This is a genomic window from Bacillus aerolatus (genome assembly GCF_009183655.1).
Lineage (GTDB): Bacteria > Bacillota > Bacilli > Bacillales > Domibacillaceae > Pseudobacillus > Pseudobacillus aerolatus.
In genome coordinates this window covers 270,941-292,623 of sequence record NZ_WEIO01000005.1, presented here as the reverse complement: position 1 = coordinate 292,623, position 21,683 = coordinate 270,941, and the positions used below count along the sequence as shown (strand labels likewise).

Sequence of the window (21,683 nt, the reverse complement as noted above, 5' to 3'; positions counted from 1 at the left end):
TTATTCAGAGCTGTACAGGAGGGATAGAAATGATAACGACACAATCAATCATTTATAAGCAGATCGATGATTTGAAGGACATTCAAGAAATGGTTTCGTTTCAAGAGGAAATTTGGAGCAGGGAGGCTGTTATCCCGCTTGCTCAGCTTATTGCTGCTTCTCACCATGGCGGTTTCATATCGGGTGCTTTTCATGACGGAAAGTTAATTGGCATGTCATACAGTTTTCCAGGTTATAAACATCAAGAACACTATTTATATTCGCATATGGCAGCTGTCCATCAAGATTATCGCAATCTCGGCATTGGTTTACAGTTAAAGTTAAAACAGCGAGAATGGGCCATACAGTACGGTTATAAAAAAATCGTATGGACCTTTGATCCGTTAGAAGCGAGAAATGCCTATTTTAACCTTAACAAGCTCGGAGCCTACGTAAAAACCTATATTCCTTCTTATTACGGGGAAATGAAAGATAAGCTGAATAAGGGTCTGCCTTCTGACCGTTTTTTAGCGGAATGGGATATTTGTTCAACGAGGGTCAAAAGCGCGCTGGCTGGTTCGCTCCAAAATGAATTCACTGTGAAAAACTATGAGCCGCTTTTAAACTACAGAGAAAACAATCAGCTTCCTTTTTCATGTGAGGAAAAAATAATAAATAATGAAGACGGTTATTTGCTTCCTGTCCCTGCCAATATTCATCACTTGAAAAAAGTTGATATAGAGACGGCGAAAGCATGGAGATATGAATTAAGAAAGGTGTTAACAGAAGTATTATCAAAAGGTTATAGAGTAACAGGAATGTTAAAAAATAACACGGAACCCGTTCATTATTATGTTATTGAAAATAAGAACTTGGAGCATGATCATGATTGAAAAAATAAAACATTGGGTGGACGAAAATAAAGAGTCAATAAAATCAACTTACAACTACTTACATTCAAACGCTGAAATTAGCTGGAAAGAAGAAAAGACAACCGAATACTTATGTAGTCAATTAAAGATGTTGGACATTCCATTTAAAACATTTGACGACCATACCGGGGTGATAGGCTACTGGGGGAACGAAGAAGAAGGCCCTGTGATTGGATTAAGAGCGGATATCGATGCTTTATGGCAAATAGTCGACGGTGAATGGAAAGCGAACCATTCTTGTGGACACGATGCGCACATGACAATGGTACTTTATACGATTACTTGTTTAAAGGAAATAGGGTTTTATCCGAAAGGGCTGTTAAAGATTATTTTTCAACCCGCAGAAGAGTCCGGAAAAGGAGCCCAGGCACTTATTGAAAAAGGTGTCATGAATGATGTTGATTATTTACTGGGGATTCATGTACGTCCCATTCAAGAATTAACATTTGGTCAGGCGTCCCCGGCTATCTATCATGGAGCGACTACATTATTAAAGGGACGAATTGAGGGAATACAGGCCCATGGTTCAAGGCCGAATCAAGGCATTAATGTTGTTGACTCACTTGGTGCCATTATTCAGGCTGTTAACTCTGTAAAGATTGATCCAACCGTGTCGGCGTCCGCAAAAGTGACCATGGTTCAGGCAGGGGGAAATAATATAAATATCATTCCGGACTATGCGGAGTTTGGAATAGACATTCGTGCTCAAGATAATCATGTGTTGCACCAGCTCATTGAACAGATTGAACATGCTATTCTTTATGCTGGGTCTGCCAACCGTGCAAAGGTTGAGGTAGAGACCCTCGCAGCGATGGTTGCTGCTGAACCTAGTCCGGAGATGGAGGAGTTGGTGAAAGCGGCTATTGTTGAAGCGCTCGGTGAAGATGCTCTCGCTGCACCGCCGGTTACACCAGGAGGGGAGGACTTTCATTTTTATAAAAGTTCCTTTCCGCACATTCAAGCGACGATGGTGGGGCTTGGTACAGATTTACAACCCGGCTTGCATCATCCAAATATGAGCTTTAACTTGGATTCTTTACAGAACGGTGTGAAAGTTTTAGCTATCTCCACGTTGAAGCTATTGCAACAGGAAGAGATATGTACAAAAGTGAAAGAAACAAAGATAAAAGGCTGGAACAGGTCTACGTCTAGCTCCAGCGCCTAGCCCCTCGGTGTCAAATAACCTTTCCTCAATGAAGTCAAAAAGCGGACTTCTTTATAGAAAAGCGGAAGGCGCTTGCGCCTGCAGCTAGACATTGAGGAAAGAACATTTGCTTGTCGGGGCTGGTCAAGGCGCTTGCGCTTTTATTCTTAAAAATTTAAAAGCCTGAGTCCTATTTAGGACTCAGGCTGTTTAAGTATGCACTTCTAATCATTTCCTTGGGAGGAGTCACACCACAAATTTAAGGGATTACTAGCTATACAATTCGTGAATGATTCAGATATATGAAAGGGGGCATATCTGAAAAATGATATTTTTGTACTGCACCGATCAAAAGGGTATTCTATTCAAGGTTGGCATGTTTGCCATACATTGTCGTTGAATTCAACCCTTTTTTCTCCATAAATCTCAAAATGATAGAATCATAGAATAATAAAAGAGTTTGTTCAAACAAAGATCCCATCGGCTGAATGGTCTTGTATTCGCTTTCCGATTGGTCTTTAGGCGCGCCAGGCAATTTAACGGTCATATCTGCTAATTTTCCAATTGTAGAATCAGGATAAATGGTAACAGCCACGACTTTTCCGCCTATGCTTTTGGCTTTTTCAGCCATTGAAACTAAACTTTTCGTTTCACCTGAGCCGGAACCAATAATTAATATATCGTCTTCTTCCAGGTTAGCAGTGACGGTTTCTCCTACTACGTAGGAATCCAATCCCATATGCATCATCCGCATGGCAAAGGATTTGCCCATAAACCCGGATCGACCCGCCCCAGCTACGAAAATTTTCTTAGATTCTAAAATATAATCTACTAGTTTTTCGGATTCTTCATCGGATATTAAGGCGGTAGTATTACTTAACTCTTTAATGATCTCATTTAAGTATTGAGTTGTTTGCATAACCATTACTTAACCTTCTTATGCAAGTGACTCTTGTTTAATCAATGATTCCATCTTAGCTGCTACAGCCTTTTTATCTTCTTGTCCAGTAATTCCGCCGCCTACAATGACAAGATCAGGTTGTGTTTGAACAACTTCCGGAAGTGTATCTAATTTAATACCGCCTGCGATAGCTGTTTTTGCATTTTTTACAACGCTCTTAATTGTTTGAAGTTGTTGGAAAGAGTTTTCGCCGGCTGCTTGAAGATCGTAGCCAGTGTGTACGCAAATGTAGTCAACGCCTAGTGCATCAATTTCTTTCGCACGTTGCTCAAGGTCCTTTACGTTAATCATATCAACAAGAATTTGTGTTCCTTGTTTTTTAGCTTCTTCTACGGCACCTTTAATCGTTGCATCGTCTGTTGCGCCAAGTACAGTGATAATATCAGCACCAGCTTCAGATGCTTTCATTACTTCATATGCACCTGCGTCCATGATTTTCAAGTCAGCCAATACTTTTAAATTAGGAAATGCTTCTTTGATTTCTTTTACCGCTTTCAATCCTTCGTTAATAACAACTGGTGTACCGATTTCAACGATATCGATATGTTCCGCGACCTCTTTTACTACTGCCTTTGCTTCCGGGATGTTTACAAGATCCAACGCTAATTGAAGTTCCATTATTACTTCACTCCTTAAATAATTTTTTGTTTGATGTGAATCTAAATCCTATTGTAGTACGTATCTTTTTAAAAAAGAAGTACGCACTTTAATATCATATAGTAACCAAAAGTATACTGTGGGAGGAGAAAAAGACAACAATCACCGGAAAGTCTATGTACACAAAAAACGTGTGCAGCGACCGTATAAAGGCTTTGTGCATGGGTTTTGTTACGATCCGACAGTGTATCTTACTTTTGGATGAAATCTGTTTATTTTACAGCCCTGTTGATTTCCGCTTCTCTTTTTTCTGAGAGGGTTTTTTTATAATTTTTGCCCCACTCATACATAATCTCGAGAATAGGGAGGAGACTTTCTCCTTGTTTTGTTAATGAATATTCTACTTTCGGAGGAACGACAGGGTAAATTTCACGATGAACAATTAAATCCCTTTCAAGTTCCCGCAATTGATTAACAAGCATTTTTTGAGTGACACCAGGCATGAGAGATTTTAGTTCGCTAAACCGTTTTGTACCCTCTTTACCAAGGTGCCACAAAATAAGCATTTTCCACTTGCCTCCAATAATGGAAAGAGTCAGTTCCTTTTCACAATTAAATACTTTGTTGCGAAGATGTCCCATTTCCTTCAGCTCCTTATCATGGTGGTATACTTTTTATAACTATATGTTAAAAAAGTGCATACTTACATTTGGGTATTTTCCGAGCTATACTTGCATTATCATAGGTGATCAAGAACATAAGGCTACAATGAATGAGTAGACTGCCCTACGTGAAATTCATTCCATCTACACATTCAATTGTAACAAATTATCGAAATATTTCCAATTTTGAAGCGGAAAATACTTTTTAGGAGGCAATCAATATGGAAATCGGGTTAATTGGTTTAGGGAAAATGGGATTAAACTTAGGTCAAAATTTAATTGACCACAATCACGAAGTAGTGGCGTTTGATCTGAATCCTGATGCAGTTGAGGAAATGAGAAAATACGGGGCTGAGGGCGCGTCAAATTTACAAGAGCTCATTCAATCATTAGCGCAACCAAGAGTTCTCTGGATTATGGTGCCGCATGCAGTCGTTGATTCGGTGATTGATGAGATTACACCATTTTTGAGCAGTGGTGATATCGTGATTGAAGCAGGAAATTCCCACTATAAGGAATCTATTCGCCGGTACAATAAACTGAAGGAATACGGAGTGAGCTTTATGGATGCCGGAACCTCTGGGGGAATGGAAGGTGCTCGCAACGGAGCTTGCTATATGGTTGGCGGCGATCCTGAAGCGTGGAGTATAGTGGAGCCTATTTTTCGGGATACAGCTGTAGAAAAAGGATATTTATATGCAGGAAAAGCGGGCAGCGGCCACTTCTTAAAAATGGTTCACAACGGCATTGAGTACGGGATGATGGCCGCCATTGGGGAAGGATTTGAAATATTAGAGAAAAGTGAATTTGATTATGACTACGAAAAAGTAGCCAAAGTGTGGAATCACGGTTCCGTTATTCGTTCATGGCTCATGGAATTAACGGAACGCGCCTTTTCCAAGGATGCCGGACTAGATGAAATTAAAGGGACTATGCATTCTTCCGGTGAAGGGAAATGGACGCTTGAAACGGCTTTGGATTTACAAACGGCCACTCCTGTTATCGCCATGTCCTTATTGATGCGTTATCGATCCTTGGAAGACGACACTTTCACAGGTAAAGTTGTAGCAGCACTGCGCAATGAATTTGGAGGGCATGCTGTAGAAAAAAGCGAGAAGGTAAGCAACTAAAAATAAAGGATCGCATTCCTTTTGTTACTGTTTTTTGTTTTAAATTAAAATTATTATAAATAAGTATTGATTATCATTTGATACTTATGATAATATAAAACACAAGATCAACTAAATAAAAAGTAAAGGGTGAATGAAATGGCAGAACTTAAAGTAGGTAACCAAGCTCCTCGTTTCGAAATGGATGCAGTCATGGCGAATAAGGAATTTAAGAAAGTAAGTTTAGATGAAAATATTAAAAACGATAAGTGGACGGTACTATTTTTCTATCCAATGGATTTTACTTTCGTATGCCCAACAGAAATTACAGCTATGTCCGACCGTTACGAGGAATTTGAAGATTTAGACGCAGAAGTGATTGGGGTATCTACAGATACGGTACACACTCACCTTGCCTGGATTAATACGGATCGTAAAAACAACGGGTTAGGAGATTTAAATTATCCTTTAGCTGCTGATACAAATCATGTTGTCTCCCAGGAATACGGCGTGCTCATTGAAGAAGAAGGAATTGCTCTTCGCGGATTATTTATTATTAATCCAGAGGGAGAACTAATGTATCAAGTTGTATTCGATAACAATATTGGCCGTGACGTAAATGAAACATTGCGCGTTCTGCAGGCATTACAAACGGGCGGCTTATGTCCGGCAAACTGGAAGCCAGGGGAAAAGACTTTATCCCTTAGCTAATGGCAAGCGTTAACTAATTATAAAATGGAGATTCATTTATAAAGGAGGACGATTCAATGTCAAACGTAGTAACTGTTAATGAAGCTAATTTTGGTGAAGTGACAGCTGCTAATGAAGTAGCCGTTATTAAATTTGGTGCCCCCTGGTGCGGCCCTTGCAAGATGATTGCTCCAGTGTTGGACAATTTATCAGAGAGCATGGATAACGTTGTATTTGGGGATGTCGATATCGATGAAAGCAGTGATTTAGCCCAGCAATTCAACATTATGAGTGTCCCTACTATTCTCATTTTTAAAAATGGTTCAGTAGCAAAGCAAAGTATGGGGTTCTCTCCGGAGGAAAAATTAAAGAACTTAATTTCTAAATATCTCTAAAGTGCACTAAAGTAATCTATTTCCTTTGATAAGAGAGGTATTGTATATGAGCGATAACATTTATGACGTAATTATTATCGGTGCGGGTCCTGGCGGTATGACCGCTGCTGTTTATACATCAAGGGCCAATCTGAAAACCTTACTTATAGAGCGGGGGGTTCCGGGCGGGCAACTTCAAAATACGGAAGAAATCGAGAATTTTCCTAGCTATTCGCATATATCCGGGCCAGACTTGGCGCAAAACATGTTTGAACATGCTTTGAAGTTTGGAGCAGAATATGAACAAGCAAATGTGCAAGACATTGCTGATGAAGGCAATATCAAAGTTGTGTATACGGATAATCAAACGTATAAAGCAAAATCTATCATTATAGCTACAGGCACTAAATATAAAAAACTAGGTATACCTGGAGAAGAGGAATTTTCAGGCCGCGGTGTATCGTGGTGTGCTGTTTGTGACGGAGCCTTTTTTAAAGAAAAAGAGCTTGTCGTTGTAGGCGGCGGAGATTCCGCAGTAGAAGAATCCATTTTTTTAACGAAGTTTGCTAAAAAAGTGACGGTGTTACATCGCCGGGATCGATTTAGAGCGCAGCCTATTTTAGTAGAGCGGATGCTTAAAAACGATAAGATTGAGATTGTTTACGATACGTTAGTGAATGAGATTATTGGAGAAAACAAAGTAAGTGGTGTTCTTCTTGAAAATGTAAAAACGGGTGAAACAAAGACGTTTTCAACTGACGGTGTTTTTGAATACATTGGCATGAATCCTGTTTCCGACTTTGTAAAAAATCTAGCGATTACTGATGAAGAAGGCTGGATTGTGACAGATGATCGAATGAAAACGGATATTCCGGGAATTTATGCGATTGGAGATATTAGAAAAGAAGCAGTCCGGCAAGTTGTAACGGCCACGGGAGATGGGTGTGTTGCGGCTATAGAAGTCCAGCATTATGTGGAAAACTTAAACGCGCAATTAGCTGAGTCACTTTCATGATAGGCAGACGGACACAACCTCAAGCCTTTTATTAAGACGGGCGTTTATTCTTTCGCGCCCAGCTGGCTGCTTTTAAGGTGTATGACAGCGAAAGTGAGCATGGCATGCGTTGGATTTCCCAGGCGACTGGGGGAGGTTCAACGCATGCCATGCTTTTCTTTGTTGTTGAGGGCTGATCAAGGCGCTTGCGCTTTTGTTCGTTATGCACAACAAATATTTTTACTTGCAAAAATATTAAGCATCATCATCCAATTGTTACTTATAATAAACCGCTGTATGATACAGATAAGAAATAAGTTTTCCCAATATTTCAAATTAAAAAAATATTTAAATGTTTTTCTAGGAGGAATGTTATGAGCACACATTTTGATGTCATCGTTGTCGGAGCTGGGTCAATGGGAATGGCGGCAGGTTATCAATTAGCAAAGCAAGGAGTCAAAACATTATTAGTGGATGCATTTGATCCGCCGCATACAAACGGAAGCCATCACGGTGATACTCGTATTATCCGCCATGCTTACGGTGAGGGAAGAGAATATGTTCCTCTTGCATTAAGATCACAAGAGTTATGGTATGAACTAGAAAAAGAAACACACCATAAAATATTCACGAAAACGGGCGTACTCGTATTTGGTCCTAAAGGTGAATCGGCTTTCGTTGCAGAAACGATGGAAGCGGCAAAGGAACATTCATTGACTGTTGATTTACTTGAAGGTGATGAAATAAATAAGCGTTGGCCGGGTATAACGGTTCCGGAAAACTATAATGCTATTTTCGAACCGAACTCAGGTGTATTATTCAGTGAAAATTGTATTCGTGCCTACCGCGAGTTAGCTGAAGCGCGAGGTGCTAAAGTTTTAACACATACACGCGTTGAGGACTTTGACATTTCACCGGACTTAGTCAAAATCGAAACACCAAATGGATCATACACAGCTGATAAATTAATTGTCAGCATGGGAGCTTGGAATAGCAAACTACTTTCCAAACTAAATCTTGACATCCCATTACAGCCATATCGTCAAGTTGTAGCTTTCTTTGAATCCGATGAATCAAAGTATAGCAATAATATTGATTTCCCAGGATTTATGGTTGAAGTGCCAAATGGTATTTATTACGGATTCCCAAGCTTCGGCGGCTGCGGATTGAAATTAGGATATCATACGTTCGGGCAGAAAATTGACCCTGATACAATTAATCGCGAATTTGGCGTTTATCCAGAAGATGAAAGTAATCTTCGCGCTTTCTTGGAAGAATATATGCCAGAAGCAAATGGAGAGATAAAAAGAGGGGCCGTCTGCATGTACACGAAAACATTAGATGAACATTTCGTTATAGACTTACATCCTGAACATTCCAACGTAGTCATCGCTGCCGGCTTCTCGGGTCATGGATTTAAATTTTCCAGTGGAGTTGGTGAAGTGTTAAGCCAATTAGCTTTAACTGGTAAAACAGAGCACGATATTTCGATCTTCTCTATTAACCGTCCTGCTTTAAAAGGAACGTTACAAAAAACAACTAACTAATTAATTAGTGGAATCAATGAGTTATCTGCTTTTACTAGTATAAGAGAATAATATATAAAGCAAAAAATAAAATCTAATTTGAAATGTGAGAAAGGAAAGGTGAATAACATGGTACAACAAATCACAGATCTTGAAAGAACAAAAATCTTACAAAACGGCGGAGAGAAAGTAAAACCTACTTTTTCCAAAGAGGAAATGACACGCCGCAATACCCGTTTGCGCGAGTATATGGCGAAAGCCGGAATCGATGCTGTTATGTTTACTTCTTACCATAACATCAATTATTACAGTGACTTCCTGTACACGTCTTTCAACAGATCGTATGCGCTGATCGTTACTCAAGACAAGCATGTTACTGTAAGCGCAAACATTGATGCCGGCATGCCGTGGAGACGCAGCTTTGACGAGAATATTGTCTACACAGACTGGAAAAGAGACAACTTTCTTTATGCGGTGAAAAAGGTATTAAATGAGGGAGGCTTCTCCAGCGGGCGTCTCGGTGTAGAAAATGACCATATGACGCTCGATTTACGTCGCCAAGTGCAGGATGCCCTGCCAAAAACAGAGCTTGTGGACGTTTCTCAGGCGGTGATGGGGCATCGGATGTTTAAGTCTGACGAGGAAATTGATTTGATTAAAAACGGTGCCCGCATTGCGGATATCGGCGGAGCGGCCGTTGTCGAAGCGATTCGCGAAGGTGTACCGGAATACGAAGTGGCGCTGCATGGCACAGAAGCAATGGTGCGCGAAATCGCCCGCACGTACCCGCACGCTGAACTTCGGGATACGTGGATTTGGTTCCAATCCGGCATTAATACGGACGGCGCTCACAACTGGGCGACTTCCCGCAAGCTGCAGCGAGGAGATATTTTGAGCCTGAACTGCTTCCCGATGATTGCTGGTTACTACACGGCACTTGAGCGTACATTGTTCTTGGAAGAAGTGTCTGACCGCCATCTGGAGCTGTGGGAAATTAACTGTAAAGTGCACAGACGCGGCCTTGAACTGATCAAGCCGGGTGCTAGATGTATGGATATCGCCGCTGAATTAAATGAGATTTACCGTGAGCACAACTTGTTAGCGAACCGGACGTTCGGTTACGGACATTCATTCGGCGTACTGAGCCACTATTACGGACGCGAGGCTGGGCTGGAACTGCGGGAAGATATCGAAACAGTACTGGAGCCAGGCATGGTTGTGTCTATGGAACCAATGATTATGATTCCAGAGGGAGAGCCGGGAGCTGGCGGTTACCGCGAGCACGACATCCTCGTCATTAGCGAGAATGGAGCGGAGAACATCACTAAATTCCCATTTGGTCCGGAGCATAACATTATTAAAAAGTAATTTGATCGCTATCCTTTCAAAATAAGGAAGAAAAGGACAAGCTGGGGTAAAAGGCCGGGAACAACTTAGACCTCGGCCCCCAGTTTTGTCAGAATGCCGGACAATAGAGAACTTTTGAAACATTGCCCGCATTATCTGCAGGTTGTTAAATACACTTGAAACGGTTGAACATTTTAAAAAATAAAAAAATTTAGAGGTGCAAAAATGAGCCAAAAAACGATTAAACAAAACGAAGTAAAACTTTTATGTGAAAAGCCAGGTATTCAGTTAATTAAGGCAGGTACTTATAATTTAAATGAAGTGGGTGAATTGCGAGGAACACCTGAACTCAAAGGACAAATTCTTGATGTGCCTCTTACAGACAAAAAAGAAGTAGTAACATTAGGTTACTTTGCTTTGCAGCCTTCAGTAGATTATTCAGTAGACTTTGATTTTATCGAAGTGAAAATCGTCACAAAAGGAAAAATAGTTGTACGTGATGTCGAAGGGAATAAATATGTAGGGGAAGTTGGAGATGTTTTAGTCTTCTCTCCTAAGACAACTGTTATTTTTGATGGTGAAAGTGATGGGGAAGCGGTTTATTTTAAAAACATCGAGGCGAATCCTTCTTATTTATAATAAAGGACAAGCTTGGTGCAAAACAGTTATCTGGATGATCTTCACACAATTTTATAAAAACCTTACGGCGGCATTTGCAAAAAAAGTTGACATCTATGCGTCTAACCATTATTCTGAAAATAATGAAAATTAAATAAGCGCGGATGATTGTTGTAGGAGAGTGTGAAAGAATATGCCACCGAAGGAGCAAGTTCCAAAAAGACCCTTGGAACTAATCTCTCAGGTAGATGAACTGCAACGGGACGCACCTCTGGAGAGCGCGTTTGTAAAACGCCACCAAAGGGGAAGACTCTATAAATAATGGAGTTAAACTCTCAGGTAAAAGGACAGAGAAGGGGAGAGAACGCTATGCTGCCCCTTTTCTGTCCTTTTTTGTGTGCAGAAAAAGGCAGCACGGTATGGATTTTCACTACGGTTTTCTAAAAAAGAAGGCTACTTGAAGAAAACAACATTTTAGGGGGAAGAAGAATGAGTTTACAAAAAAATGATACAACGATTTTTAAAGCGATTGAGCAGGAAAAAAACCGCCAGCATCAAACACTGGAGCTAATCGCCTCAGAAAACTTTGTAAGTGAAGATGTGTTAGAAGCAATGGGGAGCGTGCTGACGAATAAATATGCAGAAGGTCTTCCAGGGAAGCGTTACTATGGCGGATGTGAATTTGTTGACGTGGCAGAACGAGCAGCTATTGAGCGCCTAACTGAGCTGTTTAATGCCAAGTATGCAAATGTTCAGCCCCACTCAGGTGCCCAAGCAAATCTCGCTGTTTTTTACGCGCTGCTTCAGCCTGGTGACAAAATAATGGGAATGAACCTTTCGCATGGCGGACACTTAACTCATGGAAGCCCTGTCAACGTTTCGGGAAAATGGTTTGACATTGTTTCTTATGGAGTCCGGGAAGATAATCAGTTAATTGACTATGATGAGCTTGAAGTCATCGCTAAAGCTGAAAAACCAAAACTGATTATTGCAGGTACAAGCGCTTATCCGAGAACGATTGACTTTGCCCGATTTAAAGAAATTGCCGATAAAGTGGGCGCCAAATTGATGGTAGATATGGCACATATTGCCGGGCTCGTTGCAGCGGGACTTCATCCATCACCAGTACCATATGCAGATGTTGTGACGAGCACTACGCATAAAACATTAAGAGGCCCGCGCGGCGGCATCATTTTAACAAACGATGAAGAAACCAGCAAAGCAATCAACAAAGCTGTGTTCCCAGGAATTCAAGGCGGACCGTTAATGCACATTATTGCAGCGAAGGCAGTCGCGTTCAAAGAAGCATTGCAGCCAAGCTTTAAACAATACGCCAGTCAAGTGATCGACAATGCCGAAGCGCTTGGTGAAGCATTAAAGCAAGAAGGAGCGACCCTTGTTTCCGGTGGAACAGATAATCATATTGTACTGCTCGATGTGCGCCCGTGGGACTTAACAGGAAAAGAGGCGGAGAAGCTGCTTGAAGAGGCAGGAATTACCGTTAATAAAAATACGATTCCATATGATCCGCAAAGCCCGTTTGTCACAAGCGGTATCCGCATGGGAACAGCAGCGTTAACAACACGCGGAATGAAACAAGAAGAGATGGTGCAGATCGCGCAAGTTATCGCAGCTGTTTTGAAGAGCAAAGGCGATGCAGCAGTTCTGAAAAAGGCAAAAGAAACAACAACGTCCATTTGTGAAGTGTTTCCATTATTTCAACAGCCAATTAACGTGTAAGGAAGGAGCATCTTCATGGAATTTCAAAGTTGCTTTGACATTATCGGACCGATCATGGTAGGACCATCTAGTTCTCATACAGCTGGTGTTGTGTCCATTGGAAGATTTATTTATGAACTGTTAGATGGCTGTCCGGAAGAGGCGAATATTATTTTCTATGATTCTTTCGCGGAAACATATCAAGGGCATGGAACGGATAAAGCCCTGCTCGGCGGGCTGCTCGGAATGGATACAGATGATTCACGAATTAAACACTCCATTGAATTAGCTTCCGAGCAGGGGCTCCACTATACTTTTGAACTTGAAGACCATTGCAGCTATTTTGAGCATCCAAATACGACGATTGTGACAGCTAGACATGGGGATCAAGTTGTCAAGGTTGGCGGCGCCTCTCTCGGGGGAGGCTTATCAAAAGTATTCATGATTGATGGCGAGATGGCGGATATACGTTTAAGTACAAGCGATGACTTTTCTGTAATTGCTAAAAATTATCATGAACAAAAGATGAGCAAAGTACTTGTGGGGGAATTGTGATGGACATTCAGTCAATGCAAGAACTCATTGAAGCCTGTGAGCAGGAGCAAACAACAATTGGTGAAATGATGCTGATGATGGAAGCAGAAAAGTCAGGGAGAGACAAAGAAACGATCATCAGCATGATGGAAGAACGGTTAATCAAAATGAAGGAAGCTATTGACAGCGGTAAAGAAGACGCCTCGGCTGCACCGAGCGGTATTTCCGGCGGTGATGCCGTGAAAATGAGTGATTATGAACGTTCGGGGAAACCGCTTACAGGTAATTATATTAGTCAGGCGATGACTTTCTCGCTGGCAACGTCTGAAAGCAATGCACGCATGGGTGTCATTGTCGCCACTCCGACTGCTGGTGCCGCAGGAATTTTGCCGGGCGTCTTGTTTTCGCTTCATAAAAATGATGGTACTCCTTATAAAGAGTTAGTTATGGGATTGTTTACAGCAAGTATGCTCGGTTACGTGATTGCTAACCGTTCATTTATTTCAGGGGCTGCAGGAGGATGTCAGGCAGAGGTTGGTTCTGCCACCGCCATGGCGGCGGGAACGATCGTTGAATTAAAAGGCGGAACACCGAAACAAGTCGTGCATGCCACCGCCATTGCGATGAAATCACTTTTAGGTTTAGTTTGTGATCCCGTTGCGGGACTTGTTGAAGTACCTTGCATTAAGCGAAATGTCATTGGTACATCGATTGCCTTTGCAGCTGCCGATTTAGCTCTTGCCGGTGTTGAAAGCCGCATTCCGTGCGATGAAGTGATTGAGGCTATGTACAAGATTGGAAAGGAAATGCCGAGAACACTTAGAGAAACAGCACTTGGCGGCCTTGCTATGACCGAAACAGGTAAAAAGGTAAAAGAAGAGTTGTTTTGCAGAAAAATTTAGTCGGAGGTGTATCAATGAGTACAGAAACAGTATTAAAGCGGACACCGCTTTTTGATGTATATAAAAAATACGGCGCAAAGGTGATTGATTTTGGCGGCTGGGAACTTCCAGTGCAATTTTCAAGCATTTTAGAAGAACATGAAGCCGTTCGAACGGAAGCCGGACTTTTTGATGTTTCTCATATGGGAGAAGTGCTCGTTGAAGGAAAAGACGCAGAAAGTTATATCAACTATCTTGTCACGAATGATGTAACAAAGATCGGTATTAACCAAGCACAGTATACAGCAATGTGCAATCCGGACGGCGGAACGATCGATGATTTGCTCGTTTACAAGCTCGGGAATGAAAAATATTTACTCGTCATTAATGCAGCAAACATTGAAAAAGATGTTGAGTGGATGAAGCAGCATGCACAAGGAGACGTGAAGATCGAAAATTTATCAAGTGACATTGCCTTGCTCGCTATCCAAGGTCCAAAAGCAGAAGGTATTTTGCAAAAATTAACAGAGGTTAACTTATCGGAAATTAGTGTTTTCCACTTTGCTCAACATGTCAATGTAGATGGTATTACAGATGTGCTCGTTTCTCGTACTGGCTATACAGGGGAGGATGGTTTTGAGCTTTATTTGGCAGCGGACAAGGCCGAAGCACTTTGGGAGAAACTTTTAGAAGCTGGCAAGGCAGATGGCTTAAAACCGTGTGGGCTTGGTGCGCGTGATACGCTTCGTTTTGAAGCACGCCTCGTATTATATGGGCAGGAGCTTACAAGTGAAATCAGCCCGCTTGAAGCGGGAATAGGTTTTGCCGTCAAAACGAATAAAGAAAGTAAATTTATCGGCAAAACGGCTCTTATAGTCCAAAAAACAGAAGGGTTAAAACGAAAGTTAGTAGGGATCGAAGTAACAGGACGGGGCATTCCCCGTCACGGATACAAGGTGTTTTCCGGAGAAGAGGAAATTGGATTGATTACATCTGGAACACGCTCACCGTCATTACAGAAAAATTTAGGTCTTGCACTCGTATCGGCAGAACATACAGAAGTGGGAACACCGCTGCAAGTTGAAATTCGCAATAAAAAAATTGATGCTGTTGTGGTGAAAGCACCGTTCTATAAAAAAGGTTCATAAACTTTTAAAATCGTAGAAATATTATCGCGGGAAAGGAAGAAAAATAATGACAAAAGCGACTGCAAGTTTGCTATATAGCGAGGATCATGAGTGGGTTCTGCAATTAGGTGGAAATCGGGTGCGTATCGGTATTTCTGATTATGCCCAAGATCAATTAGGTGACATCGTCTTTGTGGAAAATGCAGAAATGGACGATAAAGTAACAGCGAATGAAACGATGGGCACGATCGAGTCGGTTAAGACCGCTTCTGAACTTTATTCACCTGTGTCAGGTACGGTTGTCGGCGTAAATGATTCGCTGGGAGATGCACCTGAGACGATTAACGAACAGCCATATGAAGCAGGCTGGTTAATAGAAGTGGAAATGTCTAACCCGGAAGAATTAGAGGCGCTTTTAAGTGAAGACGAGTACAAGGAATTTGTTAGCGAAGGAGATGTATAAAGATGACAGCAACTTACAGATATCTTCCAGATACAAAACAAGATCAAGAGGAAATGTTATCCTTTCTAGGTATTTCTTCAACAGATGAGCTGTTTGAAGATATCCCGCCTGAGATTCGTCTGAAGGGAGAATTAAATATCCCGGCTGCTATTCCTGAACCGCAATTGTTGAAAAAGATGCATGAGCTTGCTTCGCAAAACAAAAACGCCAATCAATACCCGACATTTCTTGGGGCAGGCACATACGATCATTACATTCCAAGTGTGGTGAATCATATGATTTCCCGCTCAGAATTTTATACTGCCTATACGCCGTATCAGCCGGAAATCAGTCAAGGGGAGTTACAAGCCATTTTTGAATTTCAAACGATGGTTTGTGAGCTGACAGGCATGGATGTCGCCAATTCTTCCATGTACGACGGCTTTACATCGCTTGCCGAAGCGGCATCGCTTGCTGTTGCATCAACAAAACGTTCAAAAGTGCTTATATCTAAGGCGGTTCATCCTGAATCCCGTGCGATTATAAATCCGGTTTCAGCAGGTCAAGGGTACACTGTTGAAGAGGTAGATCTTGCTGCTGATGTTACAGATTTAGTGAAATTGCAGGAACAAATTGATCAGGACACAGCAGCTGTTATCGTTCAATACCCGAACTTCTTCGGTTCCATTGAAGATTTAGCAGAAATGAAGAAGACGACAGAAGCAAACGGAGCACTGTTCATTGTAAGCGCAAATCCACTTGCACTAGCACTGTTACAAGCGCCAGGTAAACTTGGAGCAGATATTGTGATCGGTGATATGCAGCCACTAGGAATACCAATGTCCTTTGGCGGTCCGCACTGCGGTTATTTTGCCGTTCATAAGAAATTCATGCGTAAAATACCAGGACGCATTGTAGGACAAACAAAAGATGAGCAAGGAAAACGTGGCTTTGTGTTAACATTGCAAGCTCGTGAACAACATATTCGCCGTGATAAAGCGACATCCAATATTTGTTCTAATCAGGCATTGAATGCCCTTGCTTCTTCGGTCTGCATGACCGCACTTGGAAAGCAGGGAGTTCGTCATATGGCCCAGCTAAACATAGAAAAAGCTGATTACATGGCAAAACGTCTACAAGAAAAAGGCTTTATGATTATGAATCAATCCCCTTTCTTTAATGAATTTGTTGTGGAGCTTCCTCGCCCGGTGAAGGAAGTAAATGCAAAACTGCTGGAGGCGGGAATGATCGGCGGATTTGATTTAGGAAGTGATTACGGCTTTGACAATCAAATGCTCATTGCTGTGACAGAGCAAAGAACGAAAGAAGAAATTGACCAATTTGTAGAAGTATTGGAGGCGAGCGTGAATGGTTGAATATAATGAGCTAATTTTTGAAATCAGTCGTCCAGGGCGTATTGGTTCCAGCCTTCCGGAAAGTGACGTTGACAAAATCGATTTGTATGATAAATTACCTAAACATTTGATTCGTGATGTACAAGCGGAGCTCCCGGAAGTATCCGAGCTTCAGCTCGTGCGCCATTACACAGCGCTCTCTAATAAAAATCACGGAATCGATAATGGCTTCTATCCACTCGGCTCTTGTACGATGAAGTACAACCCGAAAATTAACGAAGATGTAGCGCGTTTCGAAGGCTTTAGCCGCATTCATCCATATCAGCCGGAAGAGACGGTACAGGGAGCACTGCAGCTTTTACATGAATTGCAGGAAGAGTTAGCGGAAATCACAGGCATGGATGCTGTGACACTGCAGCCTTCTGCAGGAGCTCAAGGAGAATGGACAGGGTTAATGATGGTCAAGGCGTACCTTGAACAAAAAGGAGAAACGAGAACGAAGGTACTTGTTCCAGACTCAGCGCATGGCACAAACCCTGCAAGTGCGACGGTTGCGGGCTTTAAAACAGTCACCATCCCATCAAATGAAAATGGGTTAGTGGACTTGGAAGAATTAAAGAAGCATGTGGATCATGATACAGCGGCACTCATGCTGACAAATCCCAATACACTTGGTCTGTTTGAAAAAGACATTGTGGAAATCGCCAAAGTCGTTCATGAAGCAGGGGGCTTATTATACTATGATGGCGCAAATGCCAATGCTATTTTAGGAAAAACAACACCGGGCAAAATGGGCTTTGACATTGTGCACTTAAATCTTCATAAAACATTTACGACACCTCATGGCGGCGGCGGTCCCGGCGCGGGTCCAGTCGGCGTGAAAAAGAAGCTCATTCCGTACTTGCCAGTGCCGCGCGTTGAAAAAGACGGTGAGAAGTATGTATTGAACTCTGATCATCCACGATCCATCGGCCGTGTCAAAGGGTACTACGGAAACTTCGGTATTCTTGTGCGTGCGTACACGTATATTCGCACAATGGGGCCGGAAGGATTGCGTCAAGTATCTGAAAGCGCCGTGCTTCATGCGAATTATCTTCGCAAAAAGCTCGAGCCATATTTTGAAGCACCGTATTCGCAAGTTTGTAAGCATGAATTTGTGTTATCAGGATCAAAGCAGAAAAAGCTCGGTGTAAGAACACTTGATATGGCCAAACGTCTGCTCGATTTCGGTTACCATCCGCCGACGATCTACTTCCCGTTAAATGTAGAGGAATGCTTAATGATTGAGCCGACAGAAACAGAATCAAAAGAAACGCTGGATGCCTTTGCTGAGGTGATGATTCAAATCGCCAAAGAAGTAGAAAACAATCCAGGTGTTGTACTAGAGGCACCGCATACAACGGTCATTGGCCGATTGGATGAAGTACAAGCAGCAAGACAGCCAATCTTGCGTTATACAAAAGAGAAAGCGGCAGAGAGAGAAGTCGTAAAATCGTAAACTGCATATAGAGTTGAAAAGGAAGGGGCAGTCCCAAAAGCCGGTGTTTAACGGACTTTTGGAGCTGCCCTGTTTTTTTAATAAGCAAAGGAAAGCGGTGCTGCATTGATTGTGCACCGGTTATTGGTGTTTATGCACGGCTATGACAGCTTTCTGCACAGGAATCATTGAGTTGTGCACAGCAAACAAACTTATGCACCGGCCGCCAGGCTTTGTGCACGAGTTGTCCGATTTTCTGCACGACTAAGTTCGATTTATACGCAAGAACAGCCGGAATCTGCACACCCGCTAAATACCTCTCTCTGTCAAACTAGGAATAATCGATTCTTTTAAAAATGAAATAAATGAATGGACAACCGGAGAGCTTTCTTTCTTGTTCCATGCTGCTCCCACTTTACATGTAGTAAAGCTTTTTTTGAGTTGTAAGTAGACAATTTCGTCGTTTTTGACAAATTGAATGGAAGATGGCAGTAAGGAGATGCCTATTCCGGAAGCAACAAATGATAAAGCCGTATGCAGCTCTTGCGCTTCTTGAGTCTTTTTAGGACTGAAGCCAGCATGCTGGCAAAGACTAATGACGGCATCATAATAACTCTGGCCTGCTTTTCTTGGGGTCATGATGAAATGTTCGTTCGCAAGGCGGGATACATCGATAGGCTCTGTTTCTGAGGCTAATGGATGTGTTTTTGGCAAGGCAGCAATAAATGGTTCCTCACGCAGCATTTCTACGTGTACCGATGCACTTTCAACAGGTATATTCAATAAACCAACGTGAATGGTGCTTTCATGAAGAGCTTCCATTTGTTCTGTTGTTGTCATTTGCCGCAAGACAATATTTATATTCGGGTATTTTTCTTGATAACTTCGAAGTAATAAGGGAAGAAGTTCGAAAGCGATTGATCCCGTAAAGGCTAATATTAATTGGCCGGATTCTCCGCGATCGATACTTTTTGCCTCTTCACACGCCAAATGTACACGATTTAAAATTTCATACGTCCTCTTTAGAAAAGCCTCTCCAGCTTTCGTTAATTCCACGCGTTGTTTCGTCCGGGAAAACAAAAGCACACTCAATTCAGCCTCCAGTTGTTTAATTTGTTGGCTTAAAGGCGGCTGCGCCATCTGTAAGCGTTGGGCTGCTCTGCCAAAATGAAGCTCTTCCGCCACAGCAACAAAGTATTTTAAATGCCTTAATTCCATACATGCACCCCTTAATATTTTTAAAGTATCAACTAGTAAACAAAGATGTATTAGAAAAAATTGGCTAGTGGCTGTATGATTAGTTTAACAAATATTCGAAAGGATGTGAATATTAAGATATAAAAGTTTGATAGTGATTCCCTAATCATGGTTTGAGCTTAAAACAATGAATTGTAAGGGGATACATTTAAAATAAAGTTTTATATTTTTAACCGAAAAAGCAACTAGCTTTTTCAATTTTATACACATATTTTAAGTCTTAATGATCATCGATGTCTAATTGCCCAAGCTTTCCACGCATCATCTAAAAAAATAATTGAGGAGTGTTGAAAATGGAGACATTATTGTCCAATGGAGTACGTCAAAGAGTGAGTACTTATATGCAAAAGAATCGAGATGGCTTGATTGAAGGATTACAAAAATTAATCCAAATTCCTAGTGAAACAGGATATGAAGGACCTGTTCAAGAACATATTAAACAAATTATGTTAGGACTTGGTCTTGAAGTGGATACATTCGTTGCCGATGCAGCAAAAGTTCGCCGTCATCCTGAATACACAGAGTCAGAAGTAGAACGGCTCGTAGGATTCGAGGGACGTCCAAATGTAGTCGGTAAGTGGGCTGGAACAGATCAAGAAAAGTCACTGCTGTTGTTTACTCACGTGGACACCGTTCCGGTGGGAGACTTAGTGCACTGGAAATATCCAGCACACGATGGAGTGATCGAAAATGGATTGATGTATGGCCGGGGAACGGCTGACAATAAAGGCGGCTTTGGTTCGATCCTTGCGGCATTAGAAGTCATTAAAGGATTGGGATTAAAACCAAAAGGAAACATTACCGCCATATCTGTTGTTGATGAGGAAGTAGGAGGAGCCGGTGGAGCTGTTGCGATGACCCAATATCTTGAAGAACAGAACTTTAAGGCAGATGCATGTATTTACCCACATCCACTAACAACAGGAGCGGGACCTCAAATTGCTTGTGCAGGCGGATTAATTTTCAAAATAAGAGTGACAGGAGTAGCTGCTCACAACTTAAACGGTCAAGTCGGAATTAATGCCATCGGCAAAGCCATGAAAATATATGACGCTTTAATCGAGTTAGACAATAAGCGGGTAGAAACTGTCAGCTATGCACCATTTGAACGTTATTTCGCTGCTTCCGATATGCAAGTTCGTTCAAGTAACTTAACTCCAGCGATGATCAATGCTGGTCAATGGGCATATAAAGTGCCAGCTGAATGTGAACTAACTGGGACAATTGGTTATCCGCCGAATGAAACTCTTGAAGAAGTGAAGGCACAAATTGAGGAAGCGGTTAAGAGAGTGGCTGCCCAAGATGAGTGGCTATCGGAAAACCCACCGGAAATTACTTACGAATGGCACACAAGCCCAGCCGAAATAAGCCCTGGTCATCCTTTTGTTCAAATGGTCAAGTCAAACATTGATGAAGTCGTAGGCAGAACAACAGAAATCTTCGGAATGCCTACATTTAGTGATATTCGTTTCCCGCTTCTTTACATGAATATGCCTGCCATCATCTACGGTCCGAAAGGCGGCAATCTCCACGGATCTGATGAGTGGGTGAATGTGCAGGATTGGTTAGACTGTGTCGAAACGAATGTTTTAAACATATTAGAATGGAGTGGATACGAAGAGATTACGAAATAAAAAGAGTACTAGTAATGAACTATGAGAAGTAAGGATTACACAAGTTTGTTTCAAAAAACTTCACACTAGAACAAGACTTCACTCCGAAAAGTAAGCAATATTGAATGGAGGAGTGAAGTCATTTTTAAAACTCTCAATTAAGTAAAACAAAAACATTATAACCCCTAAACTCAATGAAACTGCCGCCCATAGTATTGTAATAGACACTCAGTTCAGTCTCCTTCAGATAGTAATTAACTCCTCTTTAGAAGAACAGAAGACAACAAGTTATTCCCGCATATATTAAGATTTTTGCATTATTTGTAAGCGCTTAATATTGATGAA

21 protein-coding genes and 2 riboswitches are annotated in these 21,683 nt (G+C 41.7%); of the genes, 17 read left to right on the top strand and 4 right to left on the bottom strand.

Annotated features, from left to right (window positions below; genetic code table 11):
* Positions 1-29: 29 nt before the first annotated feature.
* On the top strand, positions 30-872 hold the full coding sequence (locus F9802_RS10980; protein ID WP_152151850.1) for a GNAT family N-acetyltransferase: 843 nt from the start codon (positions 30-32) through the stop codon (positions 870-872).
* A complete protein-coding gene (locus tag F9802_RS10975; protein WP_152151848.1) occupies positions 865-2,076 on the top strand; it encodes a M20 peptidase aminoacylase family protein in 1,212 nt (403 codons plus the stop codon). Before F9802_RS10980 ends, F9802_RS10975 begins: the two co-directional genes overlap by 8 nt.
* A 340-nt stretch (positions 2,077-2,416) precedes the next feature.
* Here the strand turns inward: F9802_RS10975 and hxlB are convergent, their stop codons facing one another.
* The 3 genes from hxlB to F9802_RS10960 form a co-directional block, all read right to left on the bottom strand.
* On the bottom strand, positions 2,417-2,974 hold the full coding sequence (hxlB, locus tag F9802_RS10970) for a 6-phospho-3-hexuloisomerase (protein ID WP_152151905.1): 558 nt from the start codon (positions 2,972-2,974) through the stop codon (positions 2,417-2,419).
* Between the two features lie 18 nt (positions 2,975-2,992).
* Positions 2,993-3,634, bottom strand: coding sequence for a 3-hexulose-6-phosphate synthase (gene hxlA, locus F9802_RS10965; protein ID WP_152151846.1), 642 nt, complete (start codon positions 3,632-3,634; stop codon positions 2,993-2,995).
* Between the two features lie 251 nt (positions 3,635-3,885).
* The gene (locus F9802_RS10960) at positions 3,886-4,254 is read right to left on the bottom strand and encodes a winged helix-turn-helix transcriptional regulator (RefSeq protein ID WP_152151844.1); all 369 of its coding nucleotides are present in this window, start codon (positions 4,252-4,254) and stop codon (positions 3,886-3,888) included.
* 242 nt (positions 4,255-4,496) lie between these two features.
* Here F9802_RS10960 and gnd point away from each other — a divergent pair, with 242 nt between their 5' ends.
* The 14 genes from gnd (at position 4,497) to gcvPB (ending at position 18,489) form a co-directional block, all read left to right on the top strand.
* Entirely contained in the window at positions 4,497-5,405 is a 909-nt protein-coding gene (gnd, locus tag F9802_RS10955) for a phosphogluconate dehydrogenase (NAD(+)-dependent, decarboxylating) (protein ID WP_152151842.1), read from the top strand.
* 138 nt (positions 5,406-5,543) lie between these two features.
* Positions 5,544-6,095 (top strand): peroxiredoxin, encoded by a 552-nt coding sequence (locus tag F9802_RS10950; RefSeq protein WP_152151840.1) that lies wholly within the window; start codon positions 5,544-5,546, stop codon positions 6,093-6,095.
* A gap of 56 nt (positions 6,096-6,151) precedes the next feature.
* Positions 6,152-6,469, top strand: coding sequence for a thioredoxin (trxA, locus tag F9802_RS10945; RefSeq protein ID WP_152151838.1), 318 nt, complete (start codon positions 6,152-6,154; stop codon positions 6,467-6,469).
* 46 nt (positions 6,470-6,515) lie between these two features.
* Positions 6,516-7,463 carry a thioredoxin-disulfide reductase gene (trxB, locus tag F9802_RS10940; protein ID WP_152151836.1) on the top strand — a complete coding sequence of 316 codons (948 nt, stop codon included), beginning with the start codon at positions 6,516-6,518 and terminating at the stop codon, positions 7,461-7,463.
* A 353-nt stretch (positions 7,464-7,816) separates the two neighbouring features.
* Positions 7,817-8,989, top strand: a complete 1,173-nt coding sequence (gene solA, locus F9802_RS10935) for an N-methyl-L-tryptophan oxidase (RefSeq protein ID WP_152151834.1) — start codon at positions 7,817-7,819, stop codon at positions 8,987-8,989.
* 108 nt (positions 8,990-9,097) lie between these two features.
* Positions 9,098-10,336 carry a M24 family metallopeptidase gene (locus tag F9802_RS10930; protein WP_152151832.1) on the top strand — a complete coding sequence of 413 codons (1,239 nt, stop codon included), beginning with the start codon at positions 9,098-9,100 and terminating at the stop codon, positions 10,334-10,336.
* Between the two features lie 204 nt (positions 10,337-10,540).
* Complete coding sequence (locus tag F9802_RS10925) at positions 10,541-10,954, top strand: cupin domain-containing protein (protein ID WP_152151830.1); 414 nt, start codon at positions 10,541-10,543, stop codon at positions 10,952-10,954.
* A 143-nt stretch (positions 10,955-11,097) separates the two neighbouring features.
* Positions 11,098-11,199: riboswitch (glycine riboswitch) on the top strand.
* 3 nt (positions 11,200-11,202) lie between these two features.
* Positions 11,203-11,286: riboswitch (glycine riboswitch) on the top strand.
* Between the two features lie 136 nt (positions 11,287-11,422).
* Positions 11,423-12,673: a serine hydroxymethyltransferase gene (gene glyA, locus F9802_RS10920; RefSeq protein WP_152151828.1), complete on the top strand. Its 1,251-nt coding sequence runs from the start codon at positions 11,423-11,425 to the stop codon at positions 12,671-12,673.
* Positions 12,674-12,688: 15 nt separating this feature from the next.
* Positions 12,689-13,207: a serine dehydratase beta chain gene (locus F9802_RS10915; protein WP_152151826.1), complete on the top strand. Its 519-nt coding sequence runs from the start codon at positions 12,689-12,691 to the stop codon at positions 13,205-13,207.
* Entirely contained in the window at positions 13,207-14,088 is an 882-nt protein-coding gene (gene sdaAA / locus F9802_RS10910) for an L-serine ammonia-lyase, iron-sulfur-dependent, subunit alpha (protein WP_152151824.1), read from the top strand. Before F9802_RS10915 ends, sdaAA begins: the two co-directional genes overlap by 1 nt.
* Positions 14,089-14,102: 14 nt before the next feature.
* Positions 14,103-15,215, top strand: a complete 1,113-nt coding sequence (gcvT, locus tag F9802_RS10905; protein ID WP_152151823.1) for a glycine cleavage system aminomethyltransferase GcvT — start codon at positions 14,103-14,105, stop codon at positions 15,213-15,215.
* Between the two features lie 46 nt (positions 15,216-15,261).
* On the top strand, positions 15,262-15,657 hold the full coding sequence (gcvH, locus tag F9802_RS10900) for a glycine cleavage system protein GcvH (protein WP_152151821.1): 396 nt from the start codon (positions 15,262-15,264) through the stop codon (positions 15,655-15,657).
* A 2-nt stretch (positions 15,658-15,659) separates the two neighbouring features.
* Complete coding sequence (gene gcvPA, locus F9802_RS10895; protein ID WP_152151819.1) at positions 15,660-17,012, top strand: aminomethyl-transferring glycine dehydrogenase subunit GcvPA; 1,353 nt, start codon at positions 15,660-15,662, stop codon at positions 17,010-17,012.
* Entirely contained in the window at positions 17,005-18,489 is a 1,485-nt protein-coding gene (gene gcvPB, locus F9802_RS10890) for an aminomethyl-transferring glycine dehydrogenase subunit GcvPB (protein WP_152151817.1), read from the top strand. The genes gcvPA and gcvPB overlap by 8 nt, the downstream gene beginning before the upstream one ends.
* Before the next feature lie 288 nt (positions 18,490-18,777).
* Here gcvPB and F9802_RS10885 read toward each other — a convergent pair whose 3' ends face one another.
* Positions 18,778-19,686: a LysR family transcriptional regulator gene (locus F9802_RS10885; protein WP_152151815.1), complete on the bottom strand. Its 909-nt coding sequence runs from the start codon at positions 19,684-19,686 to the stop codon at positions 18,778-18,780.
* A 332-nt stretch (positions 19,687-20,018) separates the two neighbouring features.
* On the opposite strand from F9802_RS10885, the gene F9802_RS10880 reads away from it, so the two are divergent.
* Positions 20,019-21,359: an ArgE/DapE family deacylase gene (locus F9802_RS10880; protein WP_152151813.1), complete on the top strand. Its 1,341-nt coding sequence runs from the start codon at positions 20,019-20,021 to the stop codon at positions 21,357-21,359.
* The last annotated feature ends 324 nt before the right edge of the window (positions 21,360-21,683 follow it).

Bases quoted from the DNA above. Each gene is read 5' to 3' on its own strand.
- gnd (WP_152151842.1), top strand. From the start codon at position 4,497: ATGGAAATCGGGTTAATTGGTTTAGGGAAAATGGGATTAAACTTAGGT.
- F9802_RS10930 (WP_152151832.1), top strand. From the start codon at position 9,098: ATGGTACAACAAATCACAGATCTTGAAAGAACAAAAATCTTACAAAAC.
- F9802_RS10880 (WP_152151813.1), top strand. From the start codon at position 20,019: ATGGAGACATTATTGTCCAATGGAGTACGTCAAAGAGTGAGTACTTAT.
- glyA (WP_152151828.1), top strand. From the start codon at position 11,423: ATGAGTTTACAAAAAAATGATACAACGATTTTTAAAGCGATTGAGCAG.
- trxB (WP_152151836.1), top strand. From the start codon at position 6,516: ATGAGCGATAACATTTATGACGTAATTATTATCGGTGCGGGTCCTGGC.
- hxlB (WP_152151905.1), bottom strand. From the start codon at position 2,974: ATGCAAACAACTCAATACTTAAATGAGATCATTAAAGAGTTAAGTAAT.
- gcvH (WP_152151821.1), top strand. From the start codon at position 15,262: ATGACAAAAGCGACTGCAAGTTTGCTATATAGCGAGGATCATGAGTGG.
- sdaAA (WP_152151824.1), top strand. From the start codon at position 13,207: ATGGACATTCAGTCAATGCAAGAACTCATTGAAGCCTGTGAGCAGGAG.
- F9802_RS10925 (WP_152151830.1), top strand. From the start codon at position 10,541: ATGAGCCAAAAAACGATTAAACAAAACGAAGTAAAACTTTTATGTGAA.
- hxlA (WP_152151846.1), bottom strand. From the start codon at position 3,634: ATGGAACTTCAATTAGCGTTGGATCTTGTAAACATCCCGGAAGCAAAG.
- F9802_RS10915 (WP_152151826.1), top strand. From the start codon at position 12,689: ATGGAATTTCAAAGTTGCTTTGACATTATCGGACCGATCATGGTAGGA.
- F9802_RS10975 (WP_152151848.1), top strand. From the start codon at position 865: ATGATTGAAAAAATAAAACATTGGGTGGACGAAAATAAAGAGTCAATA.
- F9802_RS10950 (WP_152151840.1), top strand. From the start codon at position 5,544: ATGGCAGAACTTAAAGTAGGTAACCAAGCTCCTCGTTTCGAAATGGAT.
- trxA (WP_152151838.1), top strand. From the start codon at position 6,152: ATGTCAAACGTAGTAACTGTTAATGAAGCTAATTTTGGTGAAGTGACA.
- gcvPA (WP_152151819.1), top strand. From the start codon at position 15,660: ATGACAGCAACTTACAGATATCTTCCAGATACAAAACAAGATCAAGAG.
- F9802_RS10960 (WP_152151844.1), bottom strand. From the start codon at position 4,254: ATGGGACATCTTCGCAACAAAGTATTTAATTGTGAAAAGGAACTGACT.
- F9802_RS10980 (WP_152151850.1), top strand. From the start codon at position 30: ATGATAACGACACAATCAATCATTTATAAGCAGATCGATGATTTGAAG.
- F9802_RS10885 (WP_152151815.1), bottom strand. From the start codon at position 19,686: ATGGAATTAAGGCATTTAAAATACTTTGTTGCTGTGGCGGAAGAGCTT.
- gcvPB (WP_152151817.1), top strand. From the start codon at position 17,005: ATGGTTGAATATAATGAGCTAATTTTTGAAATCAGTCGTCCAGGGCGT.
- solA (WP_152151834.1), top strand. From the start codon at position 7,817: ATGAGCACACATTTTGATGTCATCGTTGTCGGAGCTGGGTCAATGGGA.
- gcvT (WP_152151823.1), top strand. From the start codon at position 14,103: ATGAGTACAGAAACAGTATTAAAGCGGACACCGCTTTTTGATGTATAT.